Source organism: Streptomyces sp. NPDC045678, assembly GCF_056432085.1.
In genome coordinates this window covers 174348-191672 of the sequence record NZ_JBWKJS010000014.1, presented here as the reverse complement: position 1 = coordinate 191672, position 17325 = coordinate 174348, and the positions used below count along the sequence as shown (strand labels likewise).

Sequence of the window (17325 nt, the reverse complement as noted above, 5' to 3'; positions counted from 1 at the left end):
CTCAGGCGCCGTAATTGTTGTCGAGCAGTTCGAAGAGTTCGTCGGCGGTGGCGGTGGTCGTGTCGGCGCCCTCCGCCCCGTCGGTGCCGCCGTTCTCCCGCGGTCTGCGGCCGTTCCAGGCGCGCAGCAGCTCCCGCAGACGCGCGCCGATCTCGTCGGCGTCGGGTGTATCCGTGCCCGCGGTGGCCAGCGCGTCGGCCAGTCGGTCCAGTTGGGCGAGGACGGGCCGTTCCGGTTCGGGTGGCGCGGCGAGCCGTTCGTGGAGGTGGCCGGCGAGCGCGGTGGGCGTGGGATGGTCGAAGACCGCGGTGGGCGGCAGCGGAATCCCCGTCGCCTCGCTGAGGCGGTTTCTGAACGTCATGGCGAGCATCGAGTCGAACCCCGCGTCGGAGAAGGGGCGTTCGGGCTCGACGGACGCGGTGCCGGCGTGTCCGAGCAGGGCGGCGGCGTGCGCGACGACCAGGTCGAGGACGGTGCGGCGGCGGTCGGGATCGTCCAACCGGGCGAGCTGCGCGGTGAGTTCGGCCGCCGGGTCGGTCTCCGGCGGTCCGGCCGCGGGTTCGGGGACGGTGACTGCGGCCGTCGCCGCGACGCCGGCGGACCGGCCCGGGGTGGGCAGCCAGTACCGCTCGTGCTGGAAGGCGTAGGTGGGCAGGGGGACGTGCGGGGTCGTGGGCGGGGGCAGCACGGCGGCCCAGTCCACGGTGGCGCCGTGCGTCCACGCCTCGGCGAGCGAGGCGAGGAGGCGGTCGGTGCCGCCGTCGTCGCGGCGTACGCTGCCGACGGCGGCGACGGGCAGTTGCGCCCGCTCGGCGGTGTCGGCGACCGCGGCGGTCAGCACCGGGTGCGGGCTCATCTCGACGAACAGGTCGTGCCCGGCGGCGAGCAGGGTCTCGGTGGCGCGCGCGAACTCGACCGGCTCGCGCAGGTTGCGGTACCAGTAGCCCGCGTCCAGTACGGCTCCGTCGACGACGTCCCCGGTCACGGTCGAGTACAGCGGCACGTTCGGGGTGCGGGGCCGCACTCCGGCGAGGGCGGTGCGCAGCGCGTCGCCGACGTCGGTGACCTGAGCGGAGTGGGCGGCGTAGTCGACGGGGAGCCGCCGGGCCCGTACGGCCTCGCGTTCGCAGTCGGCGAGCAGCGCCTCCAGCGCGGCGGGCTCGCCCGCGACGACGACGGCCTGCGGACCGTTGACCGCGGCGACACCGATCCGCTCGTCGTACGGCAGCAGCATTTCCCGTACGCGTTCCTCGGGTGCGGCCAGGGAGACCATGCCGCCACGGCCCGCGAGGCGCAGCAACTCCCGGCTGCGCAGGGCGACGACGCGGGCGGCGTCCTCCAACGACAGCGCCCCGGCCACACAGGCAGCCGCGATCTCCCCCTGCGAATGCCCCACCACGGCAGCGGGCTCCACCCCGTACGACCGCCACACCTCCGCCAACGACACCATCACCGCGAACAACACCGGCTGCACCACATCAACACGATCAAGCGACGGCGCACCAGGAACCTCACGCAGCACGTCGACCAGCGACCAGTCCGTAAACGGAGCGAGAGCCACACCGCACTCGGCCACACGAGCAGCGAACACCGGTGACGAATCCAGGAGGTCACGCGCCATCCCCGACCACTGCGACCCCTGCCCGGGAAAGACGAACACGGCCCGCGCCTCGCCCGCGCGGCCCGTGACGGCGCCGGGTGCGGGTGCCCCATTACCCAGCGCCGCGAGCGCGCCGAGGATCTCCTGCCGGGTCCGGCCGGTCACCGCGGCGCGGTGGCGGAACGCGGTGCGGGTGGTGGCGAGCGCGTGGGCGAGATCCGTGAGGGGCCGCTCGGGCGCCGTTTCGGCGTGCTCGCGCAGACGGCGGGCCTGGTCGCGCAGGGCGGGTACGGAGGCGGCGGACAGCGGTAGCGCCACGGTGTCGCCAGTGATCGGTTCGGGTGCGGCCGGCCGCTCCGACGACGGCGACAGCCAGGCCTCATCCGGGGCCTGTTCGAGCACCGCGTGCGCGTTGGTTCCGCTCATGCCGAACGACGAGACACCCGCGCGGCGCGGGCGGCCGGTGTCGTCCCACGGCCGTGCCTCGGTCAGCAGCCGTACCGCGCCCTTGGACCAGTCCACCTTGGTGGAGGGTGTGTCGACGTGGAGGGTGCGGGGCAGCAGGCCGTGGCGCAGGGCCATGACCGTCTTGATGACGCCCGCGACACCCGCGGCGGCCTGCGTGTGGCCGATGTTGGACTTCAGCGAGCCGAGCCACAACGGCTGTTCCTCGGGGCGGTCCTGGCCGTAGACGGCGAGCAGGGCCTGCGCCTCGATGGGGTCGCCGAGTGTGGTGCCGGTGCCGTGCGCCTCGACGAGGTCGATGTCGCCGCCGGTCAGCCCGGCGGTGGCGAGCGCACGGTGCAGGACGCGTTCCTGCGCGGGACCGCTCGGGGCGGTGAGGCCGTTGCTCGCGCCGTCCTGGTTGACGGCGGAGCCACGGACGACGGCGAGGACCGGATGCCCCTGACGGCGGGCCTCGGAGAGCCGCTCGACCACCACGACGCCGACGCCCTCGCCCCAGCCGGTGCCGTCGGCGGCGTCCGCGAAGGACCGGCAGCGGCCGTCGGGCGAGAGGCCGCGCTGACGGCTGAACTCCACGAACGCGTCGGGGGACGCCATGACGGCGGCGCCACCGACGAGCGCGAAGGAGCACTCCCCGGCACGCAGTGCCTGTCCGGCCAGGTGGAGCGCGACGAGCGAGGAGGAGCACGCGGTCTCGACGGTGACCGCGGGGCCCTCGGTGCCGAGGGTGTAGGCGATGCGTCCGGAGGCGACGCTCGTGACCGTGCCGCTGAGCAGGTGGCCCTCCACGTCGGCGCTCGGATCCTGTGGCCCGGCGCCGTACCCCTGCCCGGCGACGCCCAGATAGACGCCGCCCTGGCTGCCGCGCAGCGACCCGGGGTCGAGGCCCGCGCGTTCGAGGGCCTCCCACGAGGTCTCCAGGAGGAGGCGCTGCTGCGGGTCCATGGCGAGCGCCTCGCGCGGCGAGATCCCGAAGAACTCGGCGTCGAAGTCGCCCGCGCCGTCGAGGAATCCGCCGCCGCTCGTGTAGAAGGTGCCCTCGCGCTCGGGGTCGGGGTCGTAGAGGGCGTCGAGCGGCCAGCCGCGGTCGTCGGGCAGCGGGCCGATCGTGTCCCGCTCCCCGGCGACGAGGTCCCACAGGTCCTCGGGGCTCCGGACTCCGCCGGGGAAGCGGCAGGCCATGCCGATGACGGCCAGCGGCTCGTCGGAGGCAGCGGCGGTGGCGACTGACGTGCTCGGTGCGGGGATCGCGCCGGTCAGTTCGTCGTGGAGGCGGTCGCCGAGCGCCGTGGCCGTGGGGTGGTCGAAGACGGTGCTCGCGGGCAGCGTGAGACCGGTGGCGTCGGCGAGGCGGTTGCGCAGTTCGACGGCGGTGAGCGAGTCGAAGCCGATGTCGTGGAAGGGCCGCCCGGCGTCGACGGCGGCCGTCGAGTCGTGGCCCAGGACGGCGGCCGCCTCGGCGCGCACGAACTCGGTGAGGACGCGGTGCCGTTCGGCGTCGGAAAGGCCGGCCAGCCGCTCGCGCCAGCGGACGGCGGCATCGGGCTCCGTTTCCCCCGCCACCCCTTGCTGCGGCTCGGGCGCCGCCTCGGGAAGGTCGCTGAACAGAGCGCTCTCACGGCCTGAACGGAAGGCCGGTGCGAAGCGCGCCCAGTCCATGTCCGCGACGGCGATGCCGCTGTCGTCGCGCTCCAGGGCCCGCCACAGCGCCCCGAGTGCCGCCTCGGGTGCCATCGGGACCAGGCCGAGGCGGCGCAGCCCCGCGCCCGTCTCCCCCTGCGCCATGCCCGCCCCTGCCCACGGCCCCCAGGCCACACAGGTGGCGGCACGCCCCTGTGCGCGCCGCCGTTCGGCGACGGCTTCGAGGAGGGCGTTCGCGGCCGCGTAGGTGCCCTGCCCCGCGCTGCCCCATGTGGCGGAGACCGACGAGAAGAGCACGAAGGCGTCCAGGTCGTCGCCGAGGAGGGCGTCGAGGTGGGCGGTTCCCCGCACCTTGGCCGCGGTCTCCTCGGCGAGCAGCGCGGGTGTGCACTCCGCGATGCGGGTGTCGGAGGTGACACCGGCGGCGTGGAAGACGGCCCGTACGGTGTCGCCACCGGCCGCGAGGTGGGCGAGGAGGTCCGCGAGGGCCGACCGGTCGGCGACATCGCACGCCGCGACGGTGGTGCGCGTACCCGACGCGGTGAGTTCCTGGACGAGTTCGGCCGCACCGGGCGCCCGAGGCCCTTGACGGCTCGTCAGGACGACGTGGTCGGCGCCGCTCCGGGCGAGCCGGCGGGCCACGTGCGCGCCGAGGCCGCCGGTGCCGCCCGTGACGAGGACGGTGCCGCGTGCGGTCCACGCGGGCGTGCCCTCATCAGACGTACGGCGGTGACCGGCGACCGGCTCCCTGACCAGGCGGCGGCCGTGGAGGCCGTCCGCGCGGACAGCCACCTGGTCTTCGGCGCAGCCGCCGTCGCGGGTGCGCACGGTTCCGGACAGCAGGGCGCACAGGCGCCGCAGGGCGGTGTCGTCGGGCTGTTCCGGCAGGTCCACGAGACCGCCCCAGCGCTGCGGGTGTTCGAGTGCGGCGACCCTGCCGAGCCCCCACACCCCGGCCTGGCCGGGGTGGTCGGGGCCGCCGCCGTCCACGGCCACGGCGCCGGTGGTGACGCACCACATCGGGGCGTCGGCGCCCGCGTCGCCGAGGGCCTGGACGAGCAGCAGGGTGGTCTCGGGCCCGGTGGCGGGCGCGAGCAGCGACAGCACGCCGCTCACGCCGGACGGTACGCGGGCCGCGAGCCCGGCCCGGTCGACGCCGTCGGGGACGGCGAGGAGGGACACATCGGCGCCGTGCCCGGTGAGCGCGCCCCGGCACGCCTCGGCGAGCGGCGCGCCCGCGGCGGTCTCGGGCACGACGAGCAGCCAGGTGCCGGTGAGCCGGGCGGAGGAGGCCGGGTCGGGCAGGGCGCGCCAGGTGACGCGGTAGGTCCAGGCGTCCGCCGCGCCGGCGGGGTCGGCGGTGCGGTCCTGGCGCGGCGCGGGCCAGTACCTGCGGCGCTGGAACGGGTAGGTGGGCAGGTCGATTTGGGGTGTGCGGGCGGGGGCTCCCGCGGTCCAGTCGACGGGTACGCCGCGGACGTGCAGGGTGGCGAGGGCGCCGGTCAGCGACTCGGCTTCGGTGCGTCCTTCGCGGAGCAGCGGTACGGCGCGGCAGTCGTCCCCGGCGGTGCGGCACTCCTCGACGAGGCCGGACAGGACGCCGGCCGGGCCGAGTTCGAGGCAGCTGGTGGTGGATTCGGCGAGCAGGGTGCGGGCGCCGTCGAGGAAGCGGACGGTGCCCCGGACGTGCCGCACCCAGTACTCGGGGTCGCACAGTTCGTCCGCGGCGGCCCGCTCGCCGGTGAGGTTGGAGACGACGGGGATGCGCGGCGGCTCGTACGTCATCCGCCGTGCCACGGAGCGGAACTCGCCGAGCATCTCCTCCATGTGCGCCGAGTGGAAGGCGTGGCTGACGGTGAGTTCCTTGGTACGGCGGCCCCGCGCCCGGAAGGCTTCGGCGAGGCGGAGGACGGGCGTGCGGTCACCGGACAGGACGGTGGAGCGCGGCCCGTTGACAGCGGCGATCGACACGCTGTCCCTGTGGGCGACCGACACACTGTCCGCGTCGGCACCCGACCCGGTGCCCGCTTCCGCGAGCAGCACCCGGACCTCTTCCTCGTCGGCCTCCACGGCGACCATGGCGCCGCCGCCGGGCAGCGCGTCCATGAGACGGCCGCGCGCGGCGACGAGGGCGCAGGCGTCCGGCAGACCGAGCACCCCGGCCACGTGGGCGGCGGCGAGCTCGCCGATGGAGTGCCCGAGCAGCACGTCCGGTCGTACGCCCCAGTGCTCCATCAGCCGGAACAGCGCCACCTGAAGGGCGAACAGCGCGGGCTGGGTGCAACCGGTGCGATCCAGGAGTACGGCGTCACGAGTACCCGGGGCGGCGAACATGACGTCGCGCAGCGGCACTCCGAGGTCCGGGGAGAGGTGCGGTGCCAGATGGGTGAGGACGTCGTCGAGCGCGTCGGCGAAGACAGGTTCGGTGCGGTACAGCTCGGCGCCCGCGCCGGGCCGCTGGCTGCCCTGGCCGGGGAAGAGGAAGGCGGTCCGGCCGGGCGCGGCGGCATGGCCGGTGACGAGTCGTCCGGAGGACGTCCCGTCGGCGAGGGCGTCCAGGGCGGCGAGGACCGCGTCGGGGTCGTGTCCGAGGACGGCGGCGCGGTGGTCGAGGGCGGCGCGCCGGGTGGCGAGGGCGTGGGCCACGTCCGCGAGGCGACGGGCGGCGTGTTCGTCGGGGTGTGGAAGTAGGTCTTCGGGGCGTGTGCGTAGGTCTTCGAGGTGTGTACGCAGGTCGTCGTCGGGGTGGGTGCGCAGGTCGTCGTCGCGGTGGGTACGCAGGCCGTCGTCTGGATGGGTGCGCAGGCCGTCGTCGAGATGTGCTCGTACGAGATGCGTACGCAGCTGGGCGGCCTGGGCTCGCAGGGCGTCCGGGGTGCGGGCGGAGAGCAGCAGCGGCACGGCGACACCGGTTTCCGGCGCGCAGTCGTCCGCCGGGGCCGCGGCGGGCGGCGCCTGTTCCACGACGATGTGGGCGTTGGTGCCGCTGATGCCGAACGAGGAGACTCCGGCGCGCCGCGGCTCGTCCGTCTCCGGCCAGGGCGTGGGCCCGGTCAGCAGCCGTACGTCGCCGGCGGACCAGTCGACGTGCGGGTTCGGTTCGTCGGCGTGGAGCGTGCCGGGCAGTTCACCGGCGCCGAGGGCGAGCACGGTCTTCATGAGCCCGGCGACTCCGGCCGCGGCCTGGGTGTGCCCGATGTTGGACTTGACCGAGCCGAGCCACAGCGGCCGTTCGGCGGGGCGCCCCGCGTACACGGCCTGGAGCGCCTGCGCCTCGATGGGGTCGCCGAGCACGGTGCCCGTGCCGTGCGCCTCCACGGCGTCGACCTGGTGGGGGCGCAGGCCCGCGTCGGCGAGCGCGGCGCGGATGACGGCCTGCTGGGAAGGCCCGTTCGGGGCGGTCAGGCCGTTGCTCGCGCCGTCCTGGTTGACGGCGGAGCCCCGGATCACGGCGAGCACGCGGTGGCCGTCGCGGCGGGCGTCGCTCAGCCGCTCCAGGAGCAGCACTCCGGCGCCCTCCCCCCACGCGGTGCCGTCGGCGCCCGCCCCGAACGCCTTGCACCGCCCGTCGCGGGCCAGGCCGCGCTGGCGGCTGAACTCGACGAAGAGACGGGGCGTGCTCATGACCGTGACGCCGCCCGCGAACGCCTGGTCGCAGTCGCCGCGCCGCAGTGCCTGGGCGGCGAGGTGGACGGCGACCAGCGATGAGGAGCAGGCCGTGTCGACGGTGAGGGCGGGCCCTTCGAGGCCGAGGACGTAGGAGATGCGGCCGGACATCACGCTGGCCGTGTTGCCGGTGAGGAGGTGCCCTTCGGACACCTCGGGGTCGCCACCGGCGAGGCTCATGTAGTCCTGGCCGTTGGTGCCGACGAACACGCCCACGCGGCGCCCGCGCAGCGCGGCCGGATTCTGCCCGGCGTGCTCCGCGGCCTCCCACGAGGTCTCCAGGAGGAGCCGCTGCTGCGGGTCCATGGCGAGCGCCTCGCGCGGCGAGATCCCGAAGAACTCGGCGTCGAAGTCGGCGGCGTCCGTGAGGAACGCGCCCTGTGTGCAGTAGGTGGTGCCGGTCCGGTCCGGGTCGGGGTCGTACAGTCCGGCCGTGTCCCAGCCGCGGTCCTGGGGCCACTCCGTGACCGCGTCCCGGCCCTCGGCGAGCAGCTGCCACAGCTCGTCGGGGCGTCGTACGCCGCCGGGGAACCGGCAGCCCATGCCCACGACGGCGATGGGTTCGCCGTCGTGGGGAGCCGGGGTCGCGGAGGAGCCGTGAAGGGCCGGGGCGTCGGCGGTCTCGCCGGGCGTACCGAGTTCACTCGCTACGCCCAGTTCACCCCGTGCACCCAGTTCGCCCAGTTCACCCAGTTCGCCCAGTTCACCCAGTTCGCCCAAGAGGTACTCGGCGAGGACGGCCGGTGTGGGCCGGTCGAAGAGCACGGTGGCGGGCAGCCGTACGCCGGTGGCGGCGGCCAGCCGGTTGCGCAGCTCCACCGCCGTCAGCGAGTCGAACCCCATGTCGGTGAAGGCCCGTTCGGAGTGCACGGCGTCGGGCACGGTGTGCCGCAGGACGGCCGCCGCGTGCGTACGGACGAGGTCGGTGACGAACCGGGCCCGTTCGGCGGCGGGCACGGCGGCGAGCTGCTCGCGGAACGCCCCCTCGGTCCCCGCGGACCTGCCAGCCCCCTTGGAACCGCCCGTCCTGCTCCCACCGCTGTCGTCGTCGCGGCCGGTCAGCCCGGCGAGCAGCGTGGCGGCGCGCGGTCCCGTCGTATCGGCGAACCGCCGCCAGTCCGCGTCGGCGACGACGACCAGCGCGTCGTCCTCGGCGAGGGCGCGTCCGATGGCGGTGACGGCGGCCGCGGGCTCCATGGAGGGCAGACCACGGTCCCGCAGCCGGCCCGCGACCCCGTCGACGAGCATGCCCTCACCGGCGGCCCAGGCGCCCCAGGCGAGGGCGGTGCCGGTCAGCCCGTCGGCCCGCCGGGAGGCGACGAGAGACTCCAACGCGGCGTTCGCGGCGGCGTAGTTGGCCTGCCCGGCGTTGCCCACGACCCCCATGACGGAGGTGAAGACGACGAAGGCGGAGAGGTCCAGGTGGGCGGTCGCCTCGTGCAGGACCTCGGCGGCGGTCACCTTGGCCCGGAGCGACACGGCGAGCCGCGCGGGTGTGAGGTCGTCCAGCATGCCGTCGTCGAGGACGCCCGCCGCGTGCACGACCGCGGTCAGCGGGCGGTCCTGCGGCAGCGTTCCGAGCAGTTCCGTCACCTGCTCGGGGTCGGCGACGTCGCACGCCGCCACGGTCACGGCAGTGCCCGACTCCGCCAGCTCGGCCCGCAGCGCGTCCGCGCCCGGCGCCCGCTGCCCGCGCCGGCCGACGAGGAGCAGATGCCCGGCGCCACGTCCGGCCAGCCACCGCGCCACGTGGGCGCCGACGCCGCCGGTGCCACCCGTGACGAGAACCGTGCCGTGCCCGAACGCATCGTCGTTCTCGGGCAGTTCACCGTGCACCGGCGCGGGCAGCAGGCGCCGTCCGTGGACGCCCGTCGACCTCACCGCGACCTGGTCCTCGTCGGTCACGGACGTCAGTACGGCGCACAGCCTCCGCAGCGTCCGCTCGTCGGGATCGTGGGGCAGGTCCGCCAACCCACCCCAACGGTTGGGGTGTTCGAGCGCGGCGCAGCGGCCCAGCCCCGCGACGGCCGCCTGCGCGGGGGCGCCCGGCCGCTCCCCGGGTGCGACCAAGGCGGCGCCGCGCGTCACGCACCACAGCGGTGCGTCGATCCCCGCGTCTCCGAGCGCCTGCACGAGCGCGAGGCTGAGTGCGAGCCGGCCCGGCAGCTCGGCGTACTCGGGATGCGGGCGTCGTTCGTCCGCGAGCAGCGAGAGGACACCGGCCACGGGCAGTTCCCCGGCCGCGGAGCCGAGCGCGTCGGCCAGCGCGGCGCGGCTCGTCCCTGGCCCCCCACCGCGGACGACGGTGAGGTCGAGGCCGACCGCCACGAGTCCGCGTACGACGTCGTCCGCGTCCCCTTCCTTCGGAGCTCCCTCCTCCGCGGCCCCCTCCTCCGGGCACACGGCGAGCCAGCGCCCCACCGGCGCCGACGCGGGCGGCAGGTCCAACGGCTGCCAGCCCACGCGGTGCCGCCAGGAGTCGGCGCGCCGCTCCCGCGTCCGTTCCGCACGCCAGACGGCCAGCGCGGGCAGCACCTCGTCCAGGGCCTCGGGAGTCACCCGCAACGTCTCCGCGAGGCGCGCGGGCTCCGCACCGGCGAGCGCCTCCCACAGCCCGTCCGTCTCCCCGTCCGCGTCGGACGCCTGCGCCGCGACCTCCGTGGCCTCCCCGGCCTCCCCGGCCTCCCCGGCCTCCAGCCAGAACCGTTCGCGTTGGAAGGCGTAGGTGGGCAGGTCGGTGCGGATGGCTCCGGTGCCCTCGAAGACGGGCGACCAGTCGACCGTGATGCCGTGCGCGTGGGCCTGCCCCAGAGCGAGCAGCATCCGCCGGAGCCCGCCTTCGTCCCGGCGGAGCGTGCCCAGGACCACACCACCCGCCCCGGCCGCCTCCAGGGTCCCCTCGACCGCCATGGCCAGCACCGGATGCGGACTCACCTCGACGAAGGCGCCGAAGCCGTCACCGGCCAGGGCCCGTACGGCCGCCTCGAAGCCGACCGTGCGCCGCAGATTCGTGTACCAGTACCCGGCCCCCATCTCCGAGGTGTCCAGCCACTCCCCCGTGACGGTCGAGAAGAGCGGCACGTCACCGCGGACCGGCGTGATGCCGTCCAGGGCCGCCGTCAACTCGCCCTCGATTCGCTCCACATGGGCCGAGTGCGAGGCGTAGTCCACATCGATGCGCCGCGCCCGCACCCCGCCCGCCTCGCAGGACACGAGCAGCTCGTCCAAGGCGTCCGTGTCTCCGGAGACCACGACCGCCGAGGGTCCGTTGACCGCCGCGATCGACAGGCGTCCGTCCCAGGCCGCGATGGTCTCTTCGACCCACTCCGACGACATGCCCAGTGACACCATGCCGCCCTGCCCGGCGAGGCGCACGATGGCCCGGCTGCGCAGGGCGACGACCTTCGCCCCGTCCGCCAGGGACAGCCCACCGGCCACGGTCGCCGCCGCGATCTCCCCCTGCGAATGCCCGACGACGGCATCGGGCACCACCCCGTAGACACGCCACAACCGCGCCAACGACACCATCACCGCGAACAGCACCGGCTGCACCACATCCACCCGCTCGAACCCCTCGCCCGAGCGCACCACATCCAACAGCGACCACTCCACGTAGGGAGCCAGCGCCGCCCCACACTCCCCCATGAACCCGGCGAACTCCACCGACTCATCCAGGAGTTCACGCGCCATGCCCACCCACTGCGCACCCTGACCGGGGAACACGAACACCGTCCCGAGGAGCCGCGCGGCCCGGCCCTCGACCACGAGCGGAGACGGCTCGCCGTAGGCCAACGCCCGCGCGCCCTCCCACAGCTGTCGGCGGTCTCCGGCCACTACGGCCCGGTACTCATGGAGCGCGCGGGTCACCGCCAGCGACAGGCCCACGTCGCCGATCCGGACGACGTCCTCACCGCACGCCTCCAGCAGCCGCGCCGCCTGCTCCCGCAACGCCTCCGGCGACTTCGCCGAGAACACCCACGGCACCGGCGCACGCACCTCGGAAGCCGGCGCGGCGGCGTCCTCCGGCACCTGCTCCAGAATCACGTGAGCATTCGTCCCGCTGATCCCGAATCCGGAGACGCCCGCCCGGCGGGGCCGGTCGCTCTCCGGCCAGGGCGTGGGTTCGCCGAGCAGCCGCACGTCGCCGGTGCTCCAGTCCACGTACGGCGTCGGCTCGGTGCTGTGCAGGGACCGGGGCAGCAAGCCGTGCCGCATCGCCAGGACCATCTTCATGACGCCGCCGATCCCGGCGGCGGCCTGGGTGTGGCCGATGTTGGACTTCAGCGAACCCAGCCACAACGGCCGCCCCTCCACCCGCTCCTGGCCGTACGTCGCCAGCAGCGCCTGCGCCTCGATCGGATCCCCCAACGTGGTCCCCGTACCATGCGCCTCCACCGCGTCGACATCCTTCGCCGACAACCCCGCGTCAGCCAACGCCGCACGAATCACCCGCTGCTGCGAAGGACCGTTCGGCGCCGTCAGACCATTGCTCGCACCGTCCTGATTGACCGCGCTCCCCCGCACCACCGCCAGCACCGGACGACCGTTGCGGCGGGCGTCCGACAACCGCTCCAGGAGCAGGACGCCCACACCCTCGGCCAGGCCGAATCCGTCGGCCTGTGCGGAGAACGCCTTGCAGCGGCCGTCGGCGGCCAGGCCGCCCTGGCTGCTGAACTCCACGAACATGCCCGGCGTCGGCATCACCGTGGCGCCTCCCGCGAGCGCGAGGGCGCACTCGCCGCGGCGCAGCGACTGTGCCGCGAGGTGCAGGGCCACGAGCGACGAGGAGCAGGCCGTGTCGACGGTCACGGCGGCGCCTTCGAGGCCGAGGGCGTAGGCGATGCGGCCGGAGGCGACACTGCCGGTGTTGCCGGTGAGGAGGTGGCCGTTGCCGTCCGTCGCCTCGTGCAGGCGGGGGCCGTAGTCCATGGTCATCGCGCCGACGTAGACGCCGGTGCGGCTGCCGCGCAGGGTGTGCGGGTCGATGCCGGCGCGTTCGAGGGTCTCCCACGACGTCTCCAGGAGCAGCCGCTGCTGCGGGTCCATGACGAGGGCTTCGCGGGGCGAGATGCCGAAGAACTCGGCGTCGAAGCGGTCGGCTTCGTGCAGGAACCCGGCCTCGCGCTGGTAGTGGCGGCCGGGCGCCATGTCCTCGGGGGCGCAGGCACGCCCGGCGCTCCAGCCGCGGTTGTCGGGGAACGGCGTCACGGCGTCGGTGCCGTCCGACAGGAGCTGCCACAGGCGCTCGGGGCTGTCGGCGCCGCCGGGATAGCGGCAGCCCATCGCGACGATCACCACAGGGTCGTCGTCCGGGGCCGGGCCGGTCGTGCCGTGCCCCTGCGGGCCCCCCGGGTCCGCGTGCCGGTCCGTTCGGGAGGGGTCGGTGAGCAGTTCGTGCCTGAGGGCCTCGGCGAGCGCCCTCGGTGTCGGGTGGTCGAAGACGGCGGTCACGGGCAGCGCTCCGGCGCCGGTGACAGCGGCGACGCGGTTGCGGATCTCCACCGCTGTCACGGAGTCGAGGCCGAGGCCTGTGAACGTGGCGTCGGGGTCGACGGGCCGTGCGTCGCCGAGCACCGCGGCGACCTCCTGGCCCACGACACGCAGCAGGCGCTCGCGCTGTCCGCCGGCGGTGAGTCCTGCTAGTTCGTCGCGGAGGGCCGCCCCGGTGTCCTCTGTGTCCGTGGCGCGTGTGACCGGAGCGCCTGTGACCGTGTCGTCGTCGGCCTCCCACAGGTCGGCGGGCAGTTCGGCGGGGCGGGCGTCGAGTCCGGCGAAGACGGCCGCGCGGTCCGGGGTGACGCCGTGGACGTACGCCTCGCCGAGCGCGGTCAGGAACTGGGAGCGGCCACCGTGACCGCGGCGCAGGGTCGCGCCGGTGTGGGCGGTGAGGTTCTGTTCGGTGGCGGTCGCCTGGAGGGCGGTGGTGAGGACCGGGTGGGGACTGATCTCCAGGAGAGTGTGGTGGCCGTCGCGCAGCAGGGCCGCGGTGGCTTCGTGGAAGCGGACCGTGTTGCGCAGGTTGCGGGCCCAGTAGTCGGCGTCCAGGAGCGGCTCCCGCAGGCGGTCGCCGGTGAGGCCGGAGTAGTACGGGAGGTCGCCGGGGAGCGGCCGGACAGGGGCCAGGTCGGAGTGGAGGCGCGGCACGATGGCGTCGATGTGCGGGGAGTGGGCGGCGAGGCCGACGGCGATGCGGCGTGCGTGGAGGCCCTCGGCGGTGAGCCGGGCGACGAGTTCCGTGGCGGCGTCGGTGTCGCCCGAGACGATCACGGAGCTCGGCCCGTTGACGGCGGCGACCCCCAAACGGCCGCCGTATTCCTCCAGTCGGGCCGCCACATCGGTGACGGGGGCCATGACGGAGACCATGTCTCCGCGTCCGGACAGGGTGGCCTGTGCCTGGCTCCACAGGGCGACGACGCGGGCGCTGTCGTCGAGGGAGAGTGCGCCGGCGACGGCCGCGGCGGAGATCTCGCCGCAGCTGTGGCCCAGGACCGCGGACGGCTCCACGCCGTGGTCGCGCCAGAGTCCGGCCAGCGAGACGCCGACGGCGAACAGGGCGGGCTGCACGATGTCGGGGCGTTCCAGGGCTGGCGCGCCGTCGGCGGCGCGCAGCACGTCCATGAGGGACCAGTCGACGAAGGGTTCGAGGGCCTGTGCGCAGGCGTCCATGCGCCGTGTGAACCCTGGTGCGGCGGTGAGGAGTTCGGCGGCCATGCCGGGCCACTGGGAGCCCTGACCCGGGAAGACGAAGGCGACGCCGGTGGCGGGGCCGCCCGATCCCTCGACGAGGCCGGAGGCGCCGCGTCCGTGGGCGAGCGCGTCGAGGTGCTCCAGGAACTCTTCGCGGGTCCGGGCGACAAGGGCGGCACGCCGTCCCTGCCCGGCCGTGGTGTGCGCGAGGGCGAGCCCGACGTCCGCGGGGCTCCACTCGGGCAGGGTGCGCAGGTGGCCACGCAGCCGTCGCGCCTGCGCCATGAGGGCGCCCCTGCTGTCGCCGGACAGGGCCCACAGGAGGGAGGTCCCGGCAGGGGATTCGGGCACGTTCACGCCATGGCTCCTCAGCACGCACAGGGGACTACGGGACAGGGACTGCGGGGCGCGGGCCGGTGGCACGGCTCACGCGGGCACGGCGGCGCGCCGGGGCACTGCTCGGCCCGGGGTCCGCGGTGGGGCGAAAAGCCTCCGTAGGTGACGTTCCGTCAGTAGAGGCCCTCGGGCGCCGTGTTGGCGATCTGGAGCGGCCGGACGTCGGCGACGCCGTCGCAGGGCCACTCGGTGTCGAGGTGGCGTGCCGCCTGGTCGCGTTCGAGGACGTTGGGCAGGAAGAGGTCGTCGTGCAGGACGGTGAGGCGGACCTGACCGGTGGCACCGGGTGCGACGACCGAGCGCCAGTCGTCCTTGCGCACCACGGCCATGGTCACCTGCGGGTAGTTCGGCATGTACGGGAGCGGGCCGCCGTTCTCCGGTACGCCGAGGAACGCGGCGTTGCCGAAGGTGTTGCCGTAACTGATGCCGCAGATCCCGCCGTCGAGGGCCGTGCGGAAGTCGCGGTACATGGCGGCGTTGATCTGGGTGCCGCTCAGGCGTACCCCGGCGAGGGCCGCGACGTGTTCGGGCGAGCGTCTGCACAGGGCGGCGAAGAGGGCCGGGGTGGTGTTGAGGTAGTCGATGTCGCCCTGGTCGAGTGCGTCGGTGATCTGGTCCAGGAGGTGGCCGGTGTAGCGCTCGACGTCGGCCGGGCGGCCTTCGCGGATGAGGCGTTTGACCCAGCGCGGGTCCATGTCGATGGCGTACACCAGGCCGGCGTACAGATCGGCGACCTCCCAGGCGCCGTGCCCGACGAGGTGCGGTCCGGTGGGTGTCGCCTGGAGCCAGCCGCGGCCGGGCGCGAACCCTTCGTGGACGAAGGACCAGCGGCGCCAGATGGCGCGGTGGCGGAGCATGGCGGGGGTGTAGAAGACGCGGCAGGGGGTGCCGGTCGTGCCGCCGGTGTCCCAGACGCGGCCGGCGAGCGGTCGGCGCAGGGCGCGCGGCACCAGATCCGCCGGGTCCACGCTGCGCAGGTCGGCGAGCGGGAAGGGGCCGAAGGCGGTGAGTTCCTCGTGGCGTGTGATGTCGTACGGGTCGAAGTCGAGCCGCTCGCGGCGGCTCAGCCAGTAGGGGCTTCCGTCACCGGGGTCGAAGGTGCGCCGCACGACTCTGCGCGTCCATTCGTCGATGTCGATGTCGAGCCACTTCTTGACGACTACGTCGGGGTCGGTTGCGTGGAATTCTTCGGGTCCCGCTGCGTGCTCGGCCCCCCGCATATCAGCGTTCCCGTGCGCCGGAGTCGCCTCCGGAGAAGCTGATTCCGAGGTCGTAGGCAGTACTGACAGCGAGCTGTATATGCTCGGTTGTTTCCACGTGAACAACAGGGAACGGGAAAGCGAGCATTCCTTCGGGAATGGCGGGGCCCATGACGAGGCCGAGCCGTACGTCGTGACTCCGCATTCCCTCGTAGATGTCGACGAGGCTGATCGGGTCCGTGGGATTGCGCTCGAACATTTCGCGCACTTCATCCGCCGTTTTCAGCTCTCCGCGCTCCAGACAGGAAAGCAGAGGAATGCGGGGTGCGGTGAACGGCATCCGGGCGACGTGGGGTGCGATGAAGTCGCGGAAGGGCCGGCGCAGCGGCGAGTGCACGGCGATGTTGCGGCCGGGCAGCGGCACGATCGCGCCGGGAGCGGACTCGGCGGCCAGGAGCTCGATCGCCGTGCGGTGACCGGCGAGCATGAGAATGCGCTGCGAGCCGTCCACGACGGGGCCGAAGTCGCCGGCGAGGTAGACGTCGGGGCGCCCTTCCCAGGGGGGTGGGGTCTGTGCGTCCGCTGCCTTCACGAAGGCGAGGGCCATGCCCTCGTCGGCGGCGTCGGGTCGCGGACCTGGGGCGTCGGCCGTCCGGGCCAGCATGGTGAACAGTGCCCGGCGGTCCAGGGCGCCGGCCAGACAGCTGGCCGTCATCGCTCCCAGGCTGAGTCCGCCGACCACGTCCGGGCGCAGGCCCGCGTCCGCCAGGAGGTCGTGCACGGCGACGGCGAGCGCCGCTTCGCGTATGGTTCCGGCGCTCTGCCGGCGCTCCCGCTCCTCGGGCAGTTCGCCCCGCAGAATCTGCTCGGCCGTCAGGCCGGTCCATCCGGATATCTCTTCGTAAAGCTGCCTTACGAGCGGTGACGCCTCATACAGTTCGATCCCGTGCGGTTCGGTCCCGACGCCACCGCCGAATAAGTACCCCAGGGGCATGCCTACTCCTGTCACACTTCAGAAAAGCTCTTGCCGCACGAACTCAGCGCCGAGTCCGAACCACCGGTGAAGACCTTCCCATGCTTCGACGTTAAAAATCTACAACAACCTTAAATATGCCACACGCTATTCACGTGAGGCCGAAATCAGGTGGCTGTTTCGGTACGCCGAAAGGTACGGGAATGAGACATAGGGGAGCCTAACATCGGGGCCGCGACGGCAGAACAGCACCTTCTCGATCCAGCCACCGTTTATGTGCGTCGGCCCGCCACAGCGAAAAGGCGCAAACAAGCCAACGCCGAACGCCCCGCAGACCGTGCGCCCGGAATACATTCCGCAGGCCACAGGCGCGTTCCCGCGGGGTCGGGAACGCGCCTGTGGCAGGTGCCACACAGGGTTGCCGTACGGGCAGGACGACACATCCGCGCAACATGCCCGTACGCATCCGGCCCTCCGGAAGTGGCGCGAAGCCTTAGCCAACTGTTCGATGTATCCCCCGCACGAGCGCGCGTCTCCGAACAGAAGACCGCTTCCGGCCGTCCTCATCTCGCTGCGGAGTTGGCGCGTCTGCGGCCACCGCGGCCTGCGCGGTCGGCGCGACGTCGGGTTCAGCGCTCGTCGCGGGTACCCGGTTCTGCCGGGCGGTGAGGGGCGTCGTCGGCGCGGAACAGCAGGAC

Annotated in this window: 3 protein-coding genes; all 3 read right to left on the bottom strand. The window is 73.9% G+C overall.

All coding sequences use genetic code 11. The features are described 5' to 3' along the window. Window position 1 precedes the first annotated feature (1 nt). On the bottom strand, window positions 2-14416 hold the full coding sequence (locus AC07DO_RS37720; protein WP_479066638.1) for a type I polyketide synthase: 14415 nt from the start codon (window positions 14414-14416) through the stop codon (window positions 2-4). A 152-nt stretch (window positions 14417-14568) separates the two neighbouring features. Then, window positions 14569-15675 (bottom strand): acyl-CoA synthetase family protein, encoded by a 1107-nt coding sequence (locus tag AC07DO_RS37715; RefSeq protein WP_479066636.1) that lies wholly within the window; start codon window positions 15673-15675, stop codon window positions 14569-14571. A 1-nt stretch (window position 15676) separates the two neighbouring features. Beyond that, complete coding sequence (locus AC07DO_RS37710; RefSeq protein WP_479066634.1) at window positions 15677-16648, bottom strand: ACP S-malonyltransferase; 972 nt, start codon at window positions 16646-16648, stop codon at window positions 15677-15679. Between the last annotated feature and the right edge of the window lie 677 nt (window positions 16649-17325).

Bases quoted from the DNA above. Each gene is read 5' to 3' on its own strand.
- AC07DO_RS37710 (WP_479066634.1), bottom strand. From the start codon at position 16,648: ATGCCCCTGGGGTACTTATTCGGCGGTGGCGTCGGGACCGAACCGCAC.
- AC07DO_RS37715 (WP_479066636.1), bottom strand. From the start codon at position 15,675: ATGCGGGGGGCCGAGCACGCAGCGGGACCCGAAGAATTCCACGCAACC.